The organism is Cellulomonas sp. NS3 (assembly GCF_024757985.1).
In the GTDB taxonomy this organism is placed as follows: Bacteria; Actinomycetota; Actinomycetes; order Actinomycetales; family Cellulomonadaceae; genus Cellulomonas_A.
The window spans coordinates 1,905,798-1,924,423 of the sequence record NZ_CP103289.1; the positions used below are offsets into that span (position 1 = coordinate 1,905,798).

19 protein-coding genes are annotated in these 18,626 nt (G+C 74.8%); 11 read left to right on the forward strand and 8 right to left on the reverse strand.

All coding sequences use genetic code 11. The features are described 5' to 3' along the window. Nucleotides 1–3: 3 nt before the first annotated feature. From NXY84_RS08755 to NXY84_RS08780, 6 genes are all read left to right on the forward strand, one after another. A complete protein-coding gene (locus NXY84_RS08755; protein WP_258726701.1) occupies nucleotides 4–1,008 on the forward strand; it encodes a bifunctional riboflavin kinase/FAD synthetase in 1,005 nt (334 codons plus the stop codon). A 118-nt stretch (nucleotides 1,009–1,126) separates the two neighbouring features. Next, nucleotides 1,127–1,396 (forward strand): 30S ribosomal protein S15, encoded by a 270-nt coding sequence (rpsO, locus tag NXY84_RS08760; RefSeq protein ID WP_034628123.1) that lies wholly within the window; start codon nucleotides 1,127–1,129, stop codon nucleotides 1,394–1,396. A 219-nt stretch (nucleotides 1,397–1,615) separates the two neighbouring features. Then, nucleotides 1,616–3,859 carry a polyribonucleotide nucleotidyltransferase gene (locus tag NXY84_RS08765; RefSeq protein ID WP_258726702.1) on the forward strand — a complete coding sequence of 748 codons (2,244 nt, stop codon included), beginning with the start codon at nucleotides 1,616–1,618 and terminating at the stop codon, nucleotides 3,857–3,859. Nucleotide 3,860: 1 nt separating this feature from the next. Next, nucleotides 3,861–5,195, forward strand: coding sequence for a M16 family metallopeptidase (locus NXY84_RS08770; RefSeq protein WP_258726703.1), 1,335 nt, complete (start codon nucleotides 3,861–3,863; stop codon nucleotides 5,193–5,195). Nucleotides 5,196–5,323: 128 nt separating this feature from the next. Next, the gene (gene dapB, locus NXY84_RS08775; RefSeq protein ID WP_258726704.1) at nucleotides 5,324–6,082 is read left to right on the forward strand and encodes a 4-hydroxy-tetrahydrodipicolinate reductase; all 759 of its coding nucleotides are present in this window, start codon (nucleotides 5,324–5,326) and stop codon (nucleotides 6,080–6,082) included. Nucleotides 6,083–6,086: 4 nt separating this feature from the next. Beyond that, nucleotides 6,087–6,563 (forward strand): hypothetical protein, encoded by a 477-nt coding sequence (locus NXY84_RS08780; protein ID WP_258726705.1) that lies wholly within the window; start codon nucleotides 6,087–6,089, stop codon nucleotides 6,561–6,563. Nucleotides 6,564–6,648: 85 nt separating this feature from the next. Here the strand turns inward: NXY84_RS08780 and NXY84_RS08785 are convergent, their stop codons facing one another. The 4 genes from NXY84_RS08785 to NXY84_RS08800 form a co-directional block, all read right to left on the reverse strand. Next, nucleotides 6,649–7,215 carry a GNAT family N-acetyltransferase gene (locus NXY84_RS08785; protein WP_258726706.1) on the reverse strand — a complete coding sequence of 189 codons (567 nt, stop codon included), beginning with the start codon at nucleotides 7,213–7,215 and terminating at the stop codon, nucleotides 6,649–6,651. A gap of 155 nt (nucleotides 7,216–7,370) precedes the next feature. Further along, nucleotides 7,371–7,694, reverse strand: a complete 324-nt coding sequence (locus tag NXY84_RS08790) for an AzlD domain-containing protein (protein WP_258726707.1) — start codon at nucleotides 7,692–7,694, stop codon at nucleotides 7,371–7,373. Continuing rightward, complete coding sequence (locus tag NXY84_RS08795) at nucleotides 7,691–8,383, reverse strand: AzlC family ABC transporter permease (protein WP_258726708.1); 693 nt, start codon at nucleotides 8,381–8,383, stop codon at nucleotides 7,691–7,693. The genes NXY84_RS08790 and NXY84_RS08795 overlap by 4 nt, the downstream gene beginning before the upstream one ends. 53 nt (nucleotides 8,384–8,436) lie before the next feature. After that, nucleotides 8,437–9,915: an NAD-dependent succinate-semialdehyde dehydrogenase gene (locus NXY84_RS08800; RefSeq protein ID WP_258726709.1), complete on the reverse strand. Its 1,479-nt coding sequence runs from the start codon at nucleotides 9,913–9,915 to the stop codon at nucleotides 8,437–8,439. A gap of 54 nt (nucleotides 9,916–9,969) precedes the next feature. On the opposite strand from NXY84_RS08800, the gene NXY84_RS08805 reads away from it, so the two are divergent. Together NXY84_RS08805 and NXY84_RS08810 are read left to right on the forward strand one after the other, a co-directional pair. Then, on the forward strand, nucleotides 9,970–10,788 hold the full coding sequence (locus tag NXY84_RS08805; protein WP_258726710.1) for a thymidylate synthase: 819 nt from the start codon (nucleotides 9,970–9,972) through the stop codon (nucleotides 10,786–10,788). A gap of 12 nt (nucleotides 10,789–10,800) precedes the next feature. Then, nucleotides 10,801–11,310 (forward strand): dihydrofolate reductase, encoded by a 510-nt coding sequence (locus tag NXY84_RS08810; protein ID WP_258726711.1) that lies wholly within the window; start codon nucleotides 10,801–10,803, stop codon nucleotides 11,308–11,310. A 79-nt stretch (nucleotides 11,311–11,389) separates the two neighbouring features. Here NXY84_RS08810 and NXY84_RS08815 read toward each other — a convergent pair whose 3' ends face one another. Continuing rightward, nucleotides 11,390–12,112 (reverse strand): glycerophosphodiester phosphodiesterase, encoded by a 723-nt coding sequence (locus NXY84_RS08815; RefSeq protein WP_258726712.1) that lies wholly within the window; start codon nucleotides 12,110–12,112, stop codon nucleotides 11,390–11,392. A 143-nt stretch (nucleotides 12,113–12,255) separates the two neighbouring features. Here NXY84_RS08815 and dapA point away from each other — a divergent pair, with 143 nt between their 5' ends. After that, nucleotides 12,256–13,173, forward strand: a complete 918-nt coding sequence (gene dapA, locus NXY84_RS08820; protein WP_258726713.1) for a 4-hydroxy-tetrahydrodipicolinate synthase — start codon at nucleotides 12,256–12,258, stop codon at nucleotides 13,171–13,173. Nucleotides 13,174–13,185: 12 nt separating this feature from the next. Then, the gene (locus NXY84_RS08825; protein WP_258726714.1) at nucleotides 13,186–14,871 is read left to right on the forward strand and encodes a ribonuclease J; all 1,686 of its coding nucleotides are present in this window, start codon (nucleotides 13,186–13,188) and stop codon (nucleotides 14,869–14,871) included. A gap of 105 nt (nucleotides 14,872–14,976) precedes the next feature. Here the strand turns inward: NXY84_RS08825 and NXY84_RS08830 are convergent, their stop codons facing one another. The 3 genes from NXY84_RS08830 to NXY84_RS08840 all read right to left on the reverse strand — a co-directional run bounded on the left by NXY84_RS08830 (nucleotide 14,977) and on the right by NXY84_RS08840 (nucleotide 18,068). Then, the gene (locus NXY84_RS08830; protein WP_258726715.1) at nucleotides 14,977–15,897 is read right to left on the reverse strand and encodes a DMT family transporter; all 921 of its coding nucleotides are present in this window, start codon (nucleotides 15,895–15,897) and stop codon (nucleotides 14,977–14,979) included. Continuing rightward, complete coding sequence (locus tag NXY84_RS08835; protein ID WP_258726716.1) at nucleotides 15,894–17,192, reverse strand: winged helix DNA-binding domain-containing protein; 1,299 nt, start codon at nucleotides 17,190–17,192, stop codon at nucleotides 15,894–15,896. The genes NXY84_RS08830 and NXY84_RS08835 overlap by 4 nt, the downstream gene beginning before the upstream one ends. A 258-nt stretch (nucleotides 17,193–17,450) precedes the next feature. Further along, the gene (locus NXY84_RS08840) at nucleotides 17,451–18,068 is read right to left on the reverse strand and encodes a TetR/AcrR family transcriptional regulator (protein WP_258726717.1); all 618 of its coding nucleotides are present in this window, start codon (nucleotides 18,066–18,068) and stop codon (nucleotides 17,451–17,453) included. Between the two features lie 75 nt (nucleotides 18,069–18,143). Between NXY84_RS08840 and NXY84_RS08845 the strand changes: the two genes are divergently transcribed. Beyond that, on the forward strand, nucleotides 18,144–18,554 hold the full coding sequence (locus tag NXY84_RS08845; protein ID WP_258726718.1) for a hypothetical protein: 411 nt from the start codon (nucleotides 18,144–18,146) through the stop codon (nucleotides 18,552–18,554). Nucleotides 18,555–18,626 lie beyond the last annotated feature (72 nt).

An 18,626-nucleotide genomic window follows, 5' to 3' on the forward strand; every position in this document is an offset into this window, starting at 1 on the left:
CGAGTGCACCGCTGGACCGACCTTGCCGACGTGCCGGACGGCTTCGGCCCGTCCGTCGTGACGATCGGCAACTTCGACGGCGTGCACCGCGGCCACGTCAGCGTGCTGACCCGGCTCGTCGCGGACGCCCGCGCGTCCGACGCGGCCGCGGTCGCCGTCACGTTCACGCCGCACCCGCAGCAGGTGCACCGTCCCGAGCAGGCGCCGCCGCTGCTCACCGGTGACGCGGACCGCCTCGAGCTGCTCGCCGGGACCGGCCTCGACGCCGTGCTGCTCCTGCCGTACACGCTGGAGTTCGCGCGGCAGACGCCCGCCGAGTTCGTCGAGCGGTACCTCGTCGGGGGTCTCGCGGCCCGGACCGTCGTCGTGGGCCGCGACGTGCGGTTCGGCTGGGAGAACTCGGGCGACCTCGGCACGATGATCGAGCTCGGCCGCCGGTACGGGTTCACGGTCGAGGTGCTCGAGGACGTGGTGCCCGAGCCCAGCGCGAGCGAGGGCGAGGGGCACCGGCGGTGGTCCTCGACGTGGGTCCGGGAGCTGCTCGACGCGGGGGACGTCGTGGGCGCCGCGCACGTCCTCGGGCGACCGCACCGGCTGCGCGGGGTCGTCGTGCACGGCGACGCCCGCGGCCGCGAGCTCGGCTTCCCGACGGCCAACCTGGCGCCGGACGCGACCGGCATGGTGCCCGCCGACGGCGTCTACGCCGGCTGGCTGCGCCGGGTCACCGAGCCCGGCGCAGCGGCGGCGGACGCCCCGGAGGTGCTGCCCGCGGCGGTGTCGATCGGCACCAACCCGACGTTCGCGGGGCTCCAGCGCCGCGTCGAGGCGTACGTGCTCGACCGCACGGACCTCGACCTGTACGACGACGAGGTCGTCCTCGAGCTCGTCGACCGGCTGCGCCCGACCGAGCGGTTCGACTCGGTGGACGCGCTCGTCGCGCAGATGCACGACGACGTCGCCCGTGCGCGCGTCGTCCTCGCGGGCGGGCCGGCGCCGACCGCCCGGTGAATTGGGTCGCAGGTCACCGACTGGTAACATGCAGGTGCCGTCAGATCGGCCGCGGACCGAGAGCGCTCGGGTGGACATGCCCCGGAGCACCGCGCAACGAGTACACACCTGGAGAACCGTGCCCCTCGACAGTGCCACCAAGCAGTCCATCATGACCGAGTACGCCACCCACGAGGGCGACACCGGTTCCCCCGAGGTGCAGATCGCGATGCTCACGCAGCGCATCAAGGACCTCACCGAGCACCTCAAGGCGCACAAGCACGACCACCACAGCCGGCGTGGCCTGCTGCTCCTGGTCGGCCAGCGTCGCCGCCTGCTGGGCTACCTCCAGAAGGTCGACATCAACCGCTACCGCAGCCTGATCGAGCGTCTCGGCCTGCGCCGCTAGCACCTCGGACCAGCCCGGACCCCCCAAGGTCCGGGCTGGTTCCGCGTCGGGCACGTCCAGGTGGGCGGACCCGGCAGGCACGACGAGCACCACCAGCACCACCCACCGCGCCGACCACCCGTCCGGTCCTCGGTAGTGGCGTCCGGAGCCCCGCTCCGGGTACCTCGATCGAAGACCGCCGTGGTCAGGCCGGCGCCTTCAACGAAGAGGAGGGCACCCATGGAGGGTCCCGAGATCCAGTTCGCCGAGGCAGTGATCGACAACGGTCGCTTCGGCACCCGCACCGTGCGCTTCGAGACCGGGCGCCTCGCCCGTCAGGCGGCCGGCGCGGCCGTCGCGTACCTCGACGGCGAGACCACGCTGCTGTCGGCCACCACGGCCGGCAAGCACCCGAAGGAGCAGTTCGACTTCTTCCCCCTGACGATCGACGTCGAGGAGCGGCAGTACGCCGCGGGCAAGATCCCCGGCTCGTTCTTCCGCCGTGAGGGCCGCCCCTCGACCGAGGCGATCCTCGCGTGCCGGCTCGTCGACCGCCCGCTGCGCCCCCTGTTCGTCAAGGGCCTGCGCAACGAGGTCCAGGTCGTCGTGACCGTGCTGTCGATCCACCCGGACGACGCCTACGACGTCCTCGCGATCAACGCCGCGTCGATCTCGACGCAGCTCTCGGGCCTGCCGTTCTCCGGCCCGGTCGCCGCGGTGCGCGTCGCGCTCATCGACGGCCAGTGGGTCGCGTTCCCCCGCTACTCCGAGCGCGAGCGCGCCACGTTCGACATGGTCGTGGCCGGCCGCGTCGTCGGCGACGACGTCGCGATCGCGATGATCGAGGCCGAGGCCCCCGAGAAGGCGTGGAACCTCATCAAGGAGGAGGGCGCGACCGCCCCCACCGAGGACGTCGTCTCGCAGGGCATCGAGGCCGCGAAGCCGTTCATCCGCGTGCTCGCGGAGGCGCAGGCCGACCTGGCCGCGCGCGCCGCGAAGCCCACGCAGGAGTTCCCGGTCTTCCCCGAGTACCAGCCCGACGCGCTCGAGGCCGTCCAGGCCGCGGCCGCCGGCCCGCTCGGCGAGGCGCTCACGATCGCGGACAAGCAGACCCGCGAGAACCGTCTCGACGAGGTCAAGGCCGAGGTCCTCGGCCAGCTCGCCGAGCAGTTCGCCGGCCGCGAGAAGGAGCTGTCCGCAGCCGTCCGCTCGGTCACCAAGACGCTCATCCGCCAGCGCATCCTCACGGACGGCTTCCGGATCGACGGGCGTGGTCTGCGCGACATCCGCACGCTCTCGGCCGAGGTCGAGGTCCTGCCCCGCGTGCACGGCTCCGCGATTTTCGAGCGCGGCGAGACGCAGATCATGGGCGTCACGACGCTCAACATGCTGCGCATGGAGCAGCAGCTCGACACGCTCTCCCCGGAGACGCGCAAGCGCTACATGCACAACTACAACTTCCCGCCGTACTCCACGGGCGAGACGGGCCGCGTCGGTTCGCCGAAGCGTCGCGAGATCGGTCACGGGGCGCTCGCCGAGCGTGCGCTCATGACCGTCCTGCCGAGCCGCGAGGAGTTCCCCTACGCGATCCGCCAGGTCTCCGAGGCCCTCGGCTCGAACGGCTCGACGTCGATGGGCTCGGTCTGCGCCTCGACGCTGTCGCTGCTCAACGCCGGCGTCCCGCTGCGCGCGCCGGTCGCCGGCATCGCGATGGGCCTCGTCTCCGACCAGGTCGACGGCCAGACGCGCTACGCCGCCCTGACCGACATCCTGGGCGCCGAGGACGCGTTCGGTGACATGGACTTCAAGGTCGCCGGCACGCGCGAGTTCGTCACGGCCATCCAGCTCGACACGAAGCTCGAGGGCATCCCCGCCTCGGTGCTGACCGGCGCGCTGAACCAGGCCAAGGAGGCGCGCCTCGCGATCCTCGACGTCATCAACGAGGCGATCGACGCGCCCGACGAGATGAGCCCGTACGCCCCGCGCGTCATCACGGTCCAGGTCCCGGTCGACAAGATCGGCGAGGTCATCGGCCCGAAGGGCAAGATGATCAACCAGATCCAGGCCGAGACCGGTGCCGACATCTCCATCGAGGACGACGGCACGGTCTTCATCGGCGCCACCGACGGTCCGTCGGCGGAGGCCGCGCGGGCGGCGATCAACGCGATCGCCAACCCGCACATGCCGGAGATCGGCGAGCGCTTCGTGGGGACCGTCGTCAAGACGACCACCTTCGGCGCGTTCATCTCGCTGTCGCCCGGCAAGGACGGCCTGCTCCACATCTCGCAGATCCGCAAGCTCGTCGGCGGCAAGCGCGTGGAGAACGTCGAGGACGTGCTCGGCGTGGGCCAGAAGGTCCAGGTCGAGATCGGCGAGATCGACCCGCGCGGCAAGCTCTCGCTGCACGCGGTGATCGACGAGTCCGCGGCGACGGACGACGCGGCCTCGGCCGAGACCGTCGCCACCGAGCCGGCCGACGCCTGACGTGCCGCTGGACCTCCCGCTCGCACGGCCCGGTGACCCGGGCAGCGAGCTGACCGCCGGGCAGGACGGCGACGCCATCGTGCGTCGGTCCGTCCTGCCCGGCGGGGTCCGCGTGCTCAGCGAGCACATGCCCGGCCTGCGCTCCGCGACCGTCGGGGCGTGGGTCGGCATCGGCTCGCGCGACGAGCGCGACGGGCACCACGGGTCGACCCACTTCCTCGAGCACCTGCTCTTCAAGGGCACGGCGCGGCGCAGCGCGATGGACATCGCCGAGGCGTTCGACGAGGTCGGTGGCGAGGCCAACGCGGCGACCGGCAAGGAGCACACGTGCTACTACGCACGCGTGCTCGACACCGACCTGCCCATGGCGGTCGACGTGATCGCCGACATGGTGACGTCCGCGCGCCTGGACACCGACGAGCTCGAGACCGAGCGCGGCGTGATCCTCGAAGAGCTCGCGATGAACGACGACGACCCGAGCGACGTCGTGCACGAGCGTTTCGCGGAGGCCGTGCTGGGCACGCACCCGCTCGGACGCCCGATCGGCGGCACCCCGGACACGATCCGGGCGGTCCCGCGGGACGCCGTGTGGGAGCACTACCGCGAGCACTACCGCCCGGCGACCCTCGTGGTCACGGCCGCGGGCGGCGTCGACCACGACGTGCTCGTCAAGCAGGTCACGCACGCCCTCGCGGAGGGTGGTTGGGACCTCGCGGACGGCGCCGCACCGAACGCCCGACGCGGCGCCGAGGACGTCGAGGGCGGCACCCCGTCCGCGGGCTCCGAGATCACGGTCTCGCGGACGACGGAGCAGGCGAACGTCATCGTCGGGGGGACGGGGCTCACCGCCACGGACCCGCGCCGGTTCACGCTCTCGGTGCTCAACGCGGTCCTGGGCGGCGGCATGTCGTCGCGCCTGTTCCAGGAGATCCGCGAGAAGCGCGGCCTCGCGTACTCGACGTACTCGTTCGCCTCGGGGCACGCCGACACCGGCGTCTTCGGGCTGTACGCCGGGTGCGCGCCGGGCAAGGTCGACGAGGTCACGCAGCTCCTCGTGGCCGAGTGGGAGCGCCTCGCCGACTCCGGCATCACCTCGGCGGAGCTCCAGCGCTCGATCGGCCAGCTCTCGGGCGGCATGGTCCTGGGCATGGAGGACACGGGGTCGCGCATGAGCCGGCTCGGCAAGTCCGAGCTCGTGCACGGCGAGCTGCTCTCGGTCGACGAGACGCTGGAGCGGATCCGGGGCGTGCGCGCGTCGGACGTCCAGGAGCTCGCGGCCGAGCTCGCGGCGCGGCCCCGGTCGACCGTCCGGATCGGACCGTTCGCCGCCGCCTGACGCCCTGCCCTCCACCCACCCGCCTCGGCACCTCGCCGGGGCGGGTGGCGTGCGTCCGGGGTGGGTGAGCCGCACGGCACCTCGTCACCGGGCGGCCCGGTGCGGCACGGCGACTAGGGTGGTCACCCGTGAGCGAGCAGATCAGGGTCGCCGTCCTCGGGGCCGCAGGACGCATGGGGTCGACGGTCGTCCGCGCCGTCGAGGCGGCGCCGGGCCTCGAGCTCGTCGCGGCGCTCGACGCGGGGGACGACGTGGGCGCGGCGGTGAGGTCCGCGGGGGCCCAGGTCGCCGTCGACTTCACGGTGCCGGCCGCGACAGCCGAGAACGTGCGGGCGCTCGTCGACGCGGGCGTGCACGCGGTCGTGGGGACGACCGGCTGGACCGCCGACGCGCTCGACGCGGTCCGCGCCCAGCTCACGACGCGGCCCGGGGTCGGGGTGCTGGTCGCCCCGAACTTCGCGCTCGGCGCGGTGCTCGCGATGACGTTCGCGGCGCGGGCCGCGCGCTACTTCGAGTCGGTCGAGGTCGTCGAGCTGCACCACCCCGACAAGGTCGACGCCCCCTCCGGGACGGCGCTGCACACCGCCCGGGCGGTCGCCGCCGCACGGGCCCGCGCCGGCGTCGGGCCGAGCCCCGACGCGACGACGACGGCGCTCGAGGGCGCTCGGGGCGCGGACGTCGACGGTGTGCGGGTGCACGCCGTGCGGCTGCGCGGCCTGACGGCGCACGAGGAGATCCTGCTCGGCAACCGCGGCGAGCAGCTGACGATCCGGCACGACTCCTTCGACCGCGAGAGCTTCATGCCGGGCGTCGTGCACGCCGTCCGGGTGGTCGCCGACCACCCGGGGCTGACGGTGGGCCTCGAGCACGTGCTGGACCTCGGGTGACGCGGTGACGGGCGCACCGGCCCGGTCCACGTCGCGGCGGTGGCGTGCGATCGCCGGCGCCCTCGCGCTGACGGTACTGCTCGGCCTCTACGTGTGGGTCGTCGCCGTGCGCGGTGTCGCGCTGCTGCGGACCGGGGACCCGGTGGGGATCGTGCTGGGCGCCGCCATCCTCGTCCTGCCGCTGATCGCCGCGTGGTTCGTCGCCCGCGAGTGGCGCCTCGCGGTGCAGGTCCAGCGCATGGCCGACGAGCTCGCGGCGACGGGCGGGCTGATGGTCGACGACCTGCCGCGCTCACCGGGCGGGCGGATCGACCGGGTGGCGGCGGACGCGGCGTTCGAGGTCGTGCGGGCGCAGACCGAGGCCACGCCCGACGACTGGGGGTCGTGGTACCGGTTGGCGTTCGCGTACGACGCGTCGGGGGACCGGCGCCGCGCCCGGGCGGCCCTGCGCGCCGCGGCTCGGCTGCACCGGGGGCGGTAGGGCGCCGGTCGCGGCTCTCGACGAGCACGGCAGCGGTCCGGCACGACGCCGGCGCGGCACCCGGTCCCCGAGCGCCCGCTCCGCCTCAGATGCTCGCGGACCAGCCGTGCTCGTGGACGCTGAGCGGCTCGCCGTCCGGCCCGGTGCCGGTCGCCAGCGCGCGGACGGAGTCGTCGGCGCCGAGGCCGGCCGAGGCGAGGAACCGGGCGCGCCCGGAGTCGCCGTCGAGCACCCACGTCTGCACGTGCGCGGCGCCGTCCTCGCGGAGGAGGTCGACCGCCGCGGCGAGCAGCCGGGACCCGTGACCGGCGCGCTGGGAGCCCGGTGCGACCTCCAGGCTGAGCAGCTCCCCGCCCGGGGCGGCGAGCGGGGTCTCCTCGGGTGCCGGCAGCGGAGCGACAGCGGCGAAGCCGACGACGTCCGCGCCCTCGCACGCGACGAGCACCCGGTAGCCGGGAGCGGGGGGCGACGTGATCGCTCGGGCCCAGCGCTCGGCGAACGCCGCACCGTCGAGCCGGTCGAGCACGTCGGCCCCGAGCGTCTCGGCGTGGGCGACGCGCCACGCGGCGAGCTGGATCGCGGCGATGGCGAGCTCGTCGCCCGGGACGGCGGGGCGGACGGAGACGTCCGCCTGCTCGCTGAACAGCGCCATCAGGCGTGCGCGGCGTGCGGTCGTGCGGCATGGAGCGGGGTCAGGGGCACGACGGGTCTCCGGGGGAGCGAGGGGAGGTCGGTGGGGCGGTGCGACCGGACGGGCCGCGATGCGCTCGTCCGAGGCAGGCTACCAACGGGCCGGGACGGCGGGCCTCAGGGCATCCCGAACGCGCGCAGCACCCCGGCCGTGAGGGCGGCGGCCGCGACGACCACCACGAACGGTGCCCGCAGCGCGAGCGCGACGCCGGCGACCGCGAGAGCCGGCACGCGGGCGTCGAGGACGAGCGCCCGGCCCTCGGTCAGCGTCTGCACGCCGACGAGCGCGGAGAGCAGCGCGACGGTGACCAGCGCGGCGGTGCGAGCGACGCGCGGCTCGGCCAGCCAGTGCTCGGGCACCAGGTGGCCGACGAGCTTGATCGCGAAGCACACCGCGGAGGCGGCGAGGATCGCCAGCCACGTCAGGGTGTAGTCGCTCATCCGCGTGCCTCCCGGGCGGGGGTGCGCCAGCCGAGCACGATCGCCACCGCGGCCGCCGCGAGGACCGGGATGCCGGCGGGCGCGAGCGGCGTGAGCGCGAGGGCGACCACGACCGCGACCGCGGCGACGACCCGGGCCGGCCCCGTCGCGAGCCGGGGCCAGACGAGGGCGAGGAACGCCGCAGCCGCGGCCGCGTCGAGCCCGTACCGGCGCGGGTCGCCGAGCGCGTCGCCCAGCAGGGCGCCGACGACCGTGAACGTGTTCCACAGCACGAAGACCCCGACCCCCGTCCACCAGAACCCCGCCCGGGCGGCCTGCGGGTCGGCGTGCGCGGTGCCGACCGCGGTCGACTCGTCGATCGTGAGCTGAGCCGCCACCGTCCGCCGGACGCCGCGGGCCCCGAGCAGCGGGGCGACCTGGACGCCGTAGAGACCGTTGCGGACCCCGAGCAGCCCCGCGGTCGCCACCGCGGCGCCGAACGCGCCCCCGGTGCCCACGACGCCGATGAACGCGAACTGGGAGCCACCCGAGAACATCAGCAGGCTCAGGGCCATCGTCTGCGGCAGGTCGAGACCGGCGGCGACCGCGAGCGCCCCGAAGGACACCCCGTACAGCCCGGTCGCGACCGACACCGAGACGGCCTGGCGGATCGCGGCGCGCACCTCGGCGCGACGGTCGTCGGTCGTCACGCCGTCACTGTCGCACACGCAGCAGACGCGGCGCCCCGCCCGTGCGCGGCCCGTCAGAGCGACACGTACGTCGACTCGAGGTACTCCTCGATGCCGGCCTCGCCGCCCTCGCGACCGAGCCCGGACTGCTTGACGCCGCCGAACGGCGCGCTCGCGTCCGACACGAGCCCGCGGTTCACCCCGAGCATCCCGGCCTCGACCTGCTCCGCGAGGCGCATGACGCGTCCCACGTCGCGCGTGAACGCGTAGGCCACGAGCCCGAAGTCGGTGCCGTTGGCGAGCTCGACCGCGTCGGCCTCGGAGCCGAAGGTGAGCACCGAGGCGACGGGCCCGAAGACCTCCTCGGTGACGACCCGGTCGTCGGGGGAGACACCGCTGAGCACGGTCGGGGCGTAGAAGTGGCCCGCGAGCGGCAGCTCGGGCCGGGCGCCGCCCGTGCGCACCCGGGCCCCGCCGTCGACCGCCGCGGTGACGACCTCCTCGACGCGGTCGACCGCGGACTTCTCGATCAGCGGTCCGACGGTCGTGCCCTCGTCCGCGCCGTGCCCGACGACGAGCCGGTCGAAGGCCTCGGTCAGTGCGGCGGTGAACTCCTCGGCGACGCCCTCCTGCACGAGGAACCGGTTCGCGGCGACGCACGTCTGCCCCGAGTTCCGCATCTTGGCGGTCACCGCGCCCTCGACGGCGGCGGCGACGTCCGCGTCGTCGAACACCAGGAACGGGGCGTTCCCGCCGAGCTCCATCGAGGTCCGCAGGACGCGCTGAGCGGCGCCCGCGAGCAGCGTGCGGCCGACCTCGGTCGAACCCGTGAAGGAGAGCTTGCGCAGGCGCGGGTCGGCGAGGAGCGGCTCGGTCAGCGCGCGCGCCGAGGAGCTCGGCACGACGTTGACGACGCCCGTCGGCAGCCCGCGCGCCTCGAGCTCGGCGCGCACGATCTCCGCGAAGAACGACGTCGTGAGCGGCGTGAGCTGCGCGGGCTTGATCACGACCGGGCAGCCCGCGGCGAGGGCTGGGGCGACCTTGCGCGTGATCATGGCGATGGGGAAGTTCCACGGCGTGATGAGCAGCGCGGGACCCACCGGGCGGCGCAGGACCAGCTGGTGGTTGCTGCCCGCGGGCGCCTTGCGCGTGAGCCCGTTGATCCGCACGGCCTGCTCGGCGTACCAGCGCACGTAGTCGGCGGCGTACGCGACCTCGGCGCGCGACTCGGCGAGCGGCTTGCCGCCCTCCGCGGTGACGAGGGCCGCGACGTCGTCGGTGCGCGCGACGAGGGCCTCGTAGACCGCACGCAGCAGCTCGGAGCGCTCGCGAGGGGCGACGGCGCGCCACTCCGCCCAGGAGCGGTCGGCGCTGTCGAGGGCCGCGAGCGCGTCGTCGGGCCCCGCGTCGGCGACGTCGAGGATCGTGTCGGTCGTGGCAGGGTCGGTCACCGCGAACGTGGCCCCCGAGGTGGCGGGGCGCCAGGTCCCGTCGATCAGGAGACCGGTCGGGACGCGCTCGGCGACGGCGGCGGGCAGCGTGGTGGAGGTCATCGGGCCAGTGTGGCGCGGCGTCGGGGCCGGCGCTACGGAGCCTAGGATGGCGCCATGACGGAAGCGGCCACGATGCCCGTGACGACCCCGTACGAGGACCTCCTGAGGCTCGTGCTCGAGACCGGGACCCCCAAGTCGGACCGCACCGGGACGGGGACGCGCAGCCTCTTCGGTCACCAGCTGCGCTACGACCTCTCCGCCGGGTTCCCGCTCGTCACGACGAAGCGCGTGCACCTCAAGTCGGTCGTCCTCGAGCTGCTGTGGTTCCTGCGCGGCGACTCGAACGTCGGCTGGCTCCGCGAGCAGGGCGTGACGATCTGGGACGAGTGGGCCGACGCCGACGGCGACCTCGGCCCGGTGTACGGCGTGCAGTGGCGCTCGTGGCCGACGCCGGGCGGCGGCGAGGTCGACCAGCTCGCGCAGGTCATCGAGGCGATCCGCCGCGACCCCGACTCACGCCGCCACGTCGTCTCGGCGTGGAACGTGGCGGACATCCCGTCGATGGCGCTCGCCCCGTGCCACGCGCTGTTCCAGTTCTACGTGGCCGACGGCCGGCTCTCGTGCCAGCTCTACCAGCGCTCCGCGGACCTGTTCCTGGGCGTGCCGTTCAACCTGGCGTCGTACGCGCTGCTGACGCACATGGTCGCCCAGCAGACGGGCCTCGAGGTCGGCGACCTCGTGTGGACCGGTGGGGACTGCCACATCTACGACAACCACGTCGACCAGGTCCGCGAGCAGCTCACGCGCGAGCCCTACCCGTACCCGACGCTCGCGCTGCGCCCCGCCGAGTCGATCGACGCGTACACGCTCGAGCACGTCGAGGTCGTCGGCTACCGCCACCACCCGCGCATCGCCGCGCCGATCGCCGTCTGACGGGCGCGCCCCGTGAGCAGCATCGCCCTGATCTGGGCGCAGACGCTCGACGGCGTCATCGGCGTCGAGAACACCCTGCCGTGGCGCCTGCCCGAGGACCAGGCGCGCTTCCGTGCGCTGACCACCGGGCACCCGGTCGTCATGGGCCGCGCGACGTGGGAGTCCCTGCCGGAGCGGTTCCGCCCGCTGCCCGGCCGGGAGAACGTCGTGCTCTCGCGCCGCCCGGGGTACATCGCCGAGGGCGCGACCGTCGCGCCCTCGCTCGCCGACGCGCTCGCGCTGGTCGGGGACCGCGACGTCTGGGTCATCGGGGGAGGGGCGGTCTACGAGGCCGCGATCGCCCGCGCCGACCGCCTCGAGGTGACCGAGGTCGACGCGGTGCTCGCCGGTGACACCTACGCCCCGGTGGTCGACGGCGAGTGGGAGGTCGTCGAGCGCGTCCCCGCGGCGGGCTGGTGCACGTCCACCGGGCCGGACGGGCTGCGGTACCGCTTCGTGACGTACGAGCGCGCGCCGCGCTGAGCATCGGCGCGGCGACCGTCACAGGGTCGACGAGCGGACGCGTCGCCCGGCCGGCGGACGCGTCCTCGGCCCGGCCGGGTCAGCGGCCGTCGCGACCGTCCGCGCTCGCGCGCTCGTCGAGGAGCTCGACGAGCCGGCCCACGCGGTCGGTCATGACCGCGTCGACGCCGAGGTCGAGCACGAGGCGCAGCTCGGCGTCGGTGTTCGGCGTCCAGCAGCACGTGCGGATGCCGAACGCCGCCATGGCCTCGACGGTCGCGGGTGCCAGGAGCCGGAACCACGGGTTGTAGAGCTGCGGGCGCAGCTGCGCGAGGAGCCGGACATCGGGCAGCGTCATGCTGTCGTCGTTGAGGTAGACGGTCGCCCCCGGGGCGGCGGCCCGGATCTCGAGCAGGCCGTCGGTCGAGCCGCAGAACGCGGTCGCGTCCGCGCGGGCCTGCCGCACGACGCGCAGGGCCGGCAGCGCGGCGACGGGGTGCTTCTGGTCCAGCACGAGCGGGACGCCCGCGCTGTCCGCGACCTCGAGCAGCTCCGCGAGCCGGGGGACGCGGACGTCGCCGTCGCCGAGCCGAGCGATCTCCGGCCACGTCATCGCGGCGACCGGCCGGGGGTCGTCCCAGAGCCGGGCGAACGTGTCGTCGTGCACGACGACGACGGTGCCGTCCGCCGCGAGCTGGACGTCGACCTCGATGGCGTCGGCGCCCTGGCGGGCCGCGGCCAGCACCGCGGCGACGGTGTTCTCACGGTGCTCGACCGGGTCGCCGCGGTGGGCGATGGCGAGCGGGCGGTCGGGAGCGGGCACGGTGTCCTCCGGTGTCGGGCGTCGGTGCGCAGCCCCGATCTCACACCGTCACGCACGTCCTGGCCGGTGGGCGCGCCGCGTCGGCGGACCACCTGACGAGCACGCACGGTCGTCGGGGCGGCTCGGGACGGTAGTTTGGGGCCATGCCTCGCGCCACCTCGACCGCGCGCCCGTTCGGTGCCGTGCTCACCGCCATGGTCACGCCGATGACCCCGGACGGTGCGATCGACGTCGACTCGGCCGTCCGGCTCGCGACCCACCTCGTCGACCACGGGCACGACGGGCTCGTGCTCAACGGCACGACCGGCGAGTCGTCGACGACGCACGCACCCGAGAAGGCAGAGCTCATCGCGGCCGTCGTCGAGGCGGTCGGGCACCGGGCGAGCATCGTGGCGGGCGCCGGCTCGAACGACACCGCGCACGCCGTCCGGATGGCCGAGCAGGCCGCCGACGCCGGCGCGCACGGGCTGCTCGTCGTGAGCCCCTACTACTCGCGGCCGTCCCAGGAGGGCGTGTACCGCCACGTCGTCGCGGTCGCGGACTCGACCCCGCTGCCCGTCATGCTCTACGACGTCCCGGGCCGCACGGGGGTGCGCTTCGCGGCGGACACGCTCGACCGCCTCGCCGCCCACGACCGCGTGATCGCCGTCAAGGACGCGTCGGGCGACCTCTACGCGAGCCTGACCGCGATCGAGCGCACCGGCCTCGCCTGGTACTGCGGCGACGACAGCGCCTACCTCGCGATGCTCGCGCACGGCGCCGCCGGCATCGTCAGCGTCGTCGGCCACGTCGCCGGCGCGCGCCTCGCCGAGCTCACCGCCGCCTTCGACGCCGGCGACACCGCCCGTGCCCTGCACGTCTTCCGGTCGATCGTCCCGGCGATCGACGCGCTCAACGGAGCCGGCTTCCAGGCGGTCGCCGCCAAGGCCGCCGTCGAGGCCCTCGGCCTCATCCCGAACCGACACATGCGGCTGCCGCTGGTGGCCGCCTCCGACGACGAGGCGGAGGGGGTGCGCGCCGGAGTGCGCGTCGCCGGCCTCCTCGACGTCGTCCCCAGCTGACCCAGGAGAACCATGAGCCATCCCCACCCCGAGCTGACACTGCCGCCCGCCCTTCCCGAGGGTGCGCTGCGCGTCGTCGCTCTCGGCGGGCTCGGGGAGGTCGGCCGCAACATGGCCGTCCTCGAGTACGCCGGCCGCCTGCTCGTCATCGACTGCGGCGTGCTCTTCCCCGAGGACCACCAGCCCGGCGTCGACCTGATCCTCCCGGACTTCGAGTACATCCGGGACCGGCTCGACGACATCGAGGCGATCGTGCTCACGCACGGCCACGAGGACCACATCGGCGCGGTGCCGTACCTCCTGCGCCTGCGTCGCGACATCCCGCTCGTCGGGTCGCAGCTCACGCTCGCGTTCGTCGAGGCGAAGCTCAAGGAGCACCGCATCAACCCGCTGACGCTCGCGGTCCGCGAGGGTCAGACGGAGCAGCTCGGGGTCTTCGAGTGCGAGTTCGTCGCCGTCAACCACTCGATCCCGGACGCGCTCGCGGTCGCGGTGCGCACCGGGGCCGGGACGGTCCTGCACACCGGTGACTTCAAGATGGACCAGCTCCCGCTCGACGGTCGCGTGACCGACCTGCGCGCGTTCGCGCGGCTCGGTGAGGCCGGCGTGGACCTGTTCATGGTCGACTCGACGAACGCCGAGGTCCCGGGCTTCGTCACGGGCGAGCGCGAGATCGGACCCGTGCTCGACGGCGTGTTCGCCGACTCCGCGAAGCGCATCATCGTCGCGTCGTTCGCCTCGCACGTGCACCGCGTGCAGCAGGTGCTCGACGCCGCGCACGCGCACGGCCGCAAGGTCGCGCTCGTCGGCCGGTCGATGGTCCGCAACATGACGATCGCGGCCGAGCTCGGCTACCTCAAGGTGCCGGACGACGTGCTCGTCGACCAGAAGCAGATCGAGCGGCTGCCCGACGACGAGGTCGTGCTCATGTGCACCGGGTCGCAGGGCGAGCCGATGGCCGCGCTGTCGCGGATCGCGAACAACGACCACAAGATCTCGGTCGGTCACGGCGACACCGTGATCCTCGCGTCGTCGCTCATCCCCGGCAACGAGAACGCCGTCTACCGGGTGATCAACGGGCTGACCCGCCTCGGTGCCCGTGTCGTGCACGGCGGCAACGCCAAGGTGCACGTCTCGGGGCACGCGAGCGCCGGCGAGCTCCTGTACTGCTACAACATCCTCAAGCCGCGCAACGTCATGCCGGTGCACGGCGAGGTCCGCCACCTCGTCGCGAACGCGGCGCTCGCGGTCAAGACCGGTGTCCCGGCCGACCGCGTGGTGCTCGCCGAGGACGGCGTCGTCATCGACCTCATCGACGGGCGCGCGCGGGTCGTCGGCGCGGTGCCGTGCGGGTACGTGTACGTCGACGGCTCGAGCGTCGGGGAGATCACCGAGGTCGAGCTCAAGGACCGGCGGATCCTCGGCGAGGAGGGCTTCATCTCGATCTTCGCCGTCGTCAGCTCGGCCGACGGCAAGGTCCTCGCCGGGCCGCAGATCCAGGCACGCGGGTTCGCGGAGGACGACGCGGTGTTCGAGGGCATCATGCCCGAGCTGGTCCAGGCGCTCGAGGACGCGGCACGCGGCGGGGCGTCCGACACCCACCAGCTGCAGCAGGTCGTGCGGCGCATCGTGGGCCGGTGGGTGTCGAACCGCCTGCGGCGTCGCCCCATGATCATCCCGGTCATCGTCGAGGCGTAGCCGAGCGCGCACCGGAGCCGGCAGGCCGACGGGGTCCCACCTCGTCGCCCGCCGGCTCTCGTGCGTCGGGGCGGTGCCGCTCGGGCCGGCGGCCTCCCGCCGTGGTCAGCCGGGGGCCGCGGTGCGTGCCACCTCGGGTGCGGCGGGCTCGCCGGTCGGCGGCCTCCGGCGCGGCCGGCCCCGGACGGACGCCGCGGCGGACCCGGCGACGATGAGCACCGCGGCGGCGACGACCGCGGCCGTGACCGGCTCGTCGAGCACCACGGCGCCGAGCGCGACCGCGACGAGCGGGTTGATGTACGCCACGAGCGTCGAGCGCGCCGCACCGACCTCGCTGATCAGGCGGAAGAACAGCACGAACGCGAACGCGGTGCACACGAGCCCGAGCGCAGCCAGCGACCCCAGCGCCGCTGCTCCGGGCACCGGGTGCGGCCCGGTGAGCAGCACGACCGGAAGGTAGACGAGCGCCGACAGCGACAGGCACACCGCGGTCAGGGTCACGGCCGGGACCCCCTGCAGCGACCGCGCCGCGATGATCGGCGCCGCGGCGTACCCGAGCGCGGCGAGGAGCACCTGGGCGAGCGGCCACGCCTCCGCGGCGCCGGAGCCGGGCCCGGCGAGGACCGCGACCCCGGCGAGGCCCACCGCCAGACCGGCCCACCGCACGCCCGCCACGGGCAGCCGGTCGCCCACGAGGCGGCCCAGCACGACGGCCATGATCGGGACGGTGGCGACGAGCAGCCCCGTGGTCGAGCTCGCGAGCGTCCGCTCCGCGTTGGACAGGAGCACCCACGGACCGACGATCTCCAGGACGGCGAACGCGGCGACGGCGCGCCACCGACCGCGCAGCGCGCGCAGGCCGTCGCCGCGCAGCGCGAACGGCAGCAGCACGAGGGCGCCCAGCGCGGTGCGGACCAGCACGAGCATCGGCGGCGTGACGTCCTCGACCGCGACCTTGATGAGCAGGTAGGGCACTCCCCAGACGACACCGACGGCGACGAGCAGCACCCAGCCCCGGCGGCTCATGCGCCGGCCCGCACGAGCGTGAGCCCGCGGTGCGCCGCGAGCCGTTCCTGCTCCGCCTCGACGGCCCGCTGGACCGCCGGGGACCAGCGCTCCCAGGCGTCGACCGCCACGGTGAGCCGCCGGCCCGACGCCTTGGGTCGCCAGGTCCCGAGCACCTCGCCGTCGACGAGGACGGCACCCGGTCGGCCGAGCGTGCGCCAGAGATCCTTCTGCCGCGCGGGGTCCGCGACGAGGAGCGCCCGGTCGCGGGCCTGCAGGTAGAGGTCGAACGGCCCGAGCAGGCGCACGACGGGATCGTCGCCGCCGGGGTCGGTGCCCGCGTCGGCGAGCAGGGCGTCGGCGTCCGCCTCGAGGACCCAGCGCGTCTCGCCCTCGACGACCACCTCGCGCACGTCGGACGGCCAGCGAGCGGTGACGTCGGCGAGCGTGGCGTCGAGATAACCCGCGACGTCGTGGGGCGTCGCGGGCCCGAGGTGGTGCAGGTAGGCGCGCACGACGTCGAGCCGGTCGACCGCCGCCGGGCCGGGTGCCCCGGCGCCGGAGGCGGGAGCCGGGGACAGGTCGGCGACGTGGTCGGGTGGCCAGCCGGGGACCGGGCGCAGGACCGGCGGTGACGTCCCGGGCTCGAGCTCGAGCCCCGCGTGCAGCGCGGCGAGGCGGAACGGCATCTCGTACAGGTGCGTCGCGTCGCACGGGCGGCAGTAGCGCAGGTACGGCGCGGGCATCGCCGCGGTCAGCCGGGTCGACATCTCGCCCTTGATCGTGGGCTCCGCGACGATGCGGCGCATCTCCCGGGCGACGGCGGCGAGCGCGTCCGGCACCTCGATGCCGGCCTCGTGCAGCGGCTTGCTCGCGTCGTACACGCGCTTGGCGGCGTCGGCGGGGGAGTAGGGGCGGAGCGCGACCTCGACGCCGGGGAGGTCGGCCCGGCGGTAGGCGTGCGGCGCGCCGCGCACCGTCCACGCGAGCGCGAGCTCGCCGGGCCAGCGCTCGGGGTCGGCCGCGACGGGGACCCCGCGGTTGGCGAGCGACCACGCGGCGCCGCCGGTGCCGGTGTCCTGCACGCCGAGGTCGAGCACGTCGGCGTCGTCCGGCCGGCGGGCGTCGTCGCCGGGCCGGTCGAGCTGCTGTGCCCGGACGCGGTGCCGCAGGACCTGCCCCCGGCTGACCGGGACGCCCGGACCCGCGTCGGACGCGGCGCTCGCCGCGGCCGCACGTGCACCGCCGCCGGTGCCCCGCCGGTCGCCCCCGCCCGTCGTCGTCCCGCTCGTGCCCGTCGTCCGCGCGCGCGCCATGCCGCCACCTCCAGGGCCAGCGTGCCACCGGCCGCCGACACGCGGCACCGGCCCTGGACGGCCTCCTGCGTCCGCGCGGCGACTTCGGCAGGACTTCGTCGCGCAGCGGCGGCATCTGGCCGCCGGCGGCCGCCGTGGACGTCCGGCCGGCGAGCCGGCAAGGGGCGGCACAGCCACCCTGGTCGGCCCGCGACGCCCGACCGGTCGCCGACGCGGTCCGTGGCCTGCGCGTCCTCGCGCGGCCGCGAACATCGTGGCCTAGGCGTCCTCGCGCGCGGCCGCGAACACCGCGGTCCCCACCGCGCCGAGCGCGCTGCGGAACCGCTCGTCCTGCTCGGCCGGTCCGCCGGGGAGCAGGCCGGCGAGCTCGAGCCCGACGAGCCCGTGCACGAGCCCCCAGAGCTGCACGGCGAGCTCGCGCGCGTCGTGGTCGCGGCGCGGTGCCCGGCTCGCCGCGAGCACGCGCTCGACCGCCTCGCGGAGCACGACGAAGGTCGGGTGCTCGGTGGCCGGTCCCTGGGTCGGCTCCTGCGCCCCCACGCGCGCGGCCTCGAACATCACCCGGTAGAAGTGCGGGTCCGTGAGCGCGCTCCTGCGGTACGCCACGCCGAGGGCCAGGAGGTCCGCCGCGGCGTCGTCCGTCGCGTCGACGCGCGCGAGGTGCGCGGCGAACCGGCGGAACGCCTCGTCCCCGACCGCGCGCACGAGCTCGTCCCGACCGCCGAACAGCGCGTAGACGGCCGAGGCGGACGTGCCGGCGTTCGCGGCCACGTCACGCACCCGCAGGGCGTCGACCCCGGACCGGGAGATGGCGGCGGACGCGACCTCGAGCAGCCGCTCGCGCAGCGCGTCGTCGTGCAGTCGCGGTCGGGGCATGCGGCGAGTGTAGATCGCTTGACGCGAGTTCACGAACGGTGTTCTATAACGCTGTTCGTAAACCGAGGAGGAATCATGATCGAGCTCACGGAGGCCGCCCGGACCACCGCCGGGATCGTCGCGCTCAGCATCGTCGCGATCGAGTCCGGCGGGTACTTCCTGGTCCGGGTCGGGACCGGGAAGGTGCCGGTGACCGAGTTCCAGCGCGGCTTCTACCGCGCGGGTCACGCGCACGCCGGCGTGCTCGTGACCCTGGGCCTCGTATGCCTCCTGCTCGGCGAGGCCACGGCGCTCTCGGGCGTCGCGCGCTGGCTCGCGCAGACCGGCGTGCTCGTCGCCGCCGTCGTCATGCCCCTGGGGTTCTTCTTCTCCGCGATGGGGCCCGGGCGGGAGCGCCCGAGCCGGTGGGTCGCGCTGCTGCCCGTGGGCGCGACCGTCCTCGCCGCCGGGGTCGTGACGCTCGGGATCGGCCTGCTCACGGCGTGAGGAGCGTGGCCGTGCCGGAGCGGGGCCGGACCGGCGCCGGGCCCCGACCGACACGCACGCGCACCGGCGCTC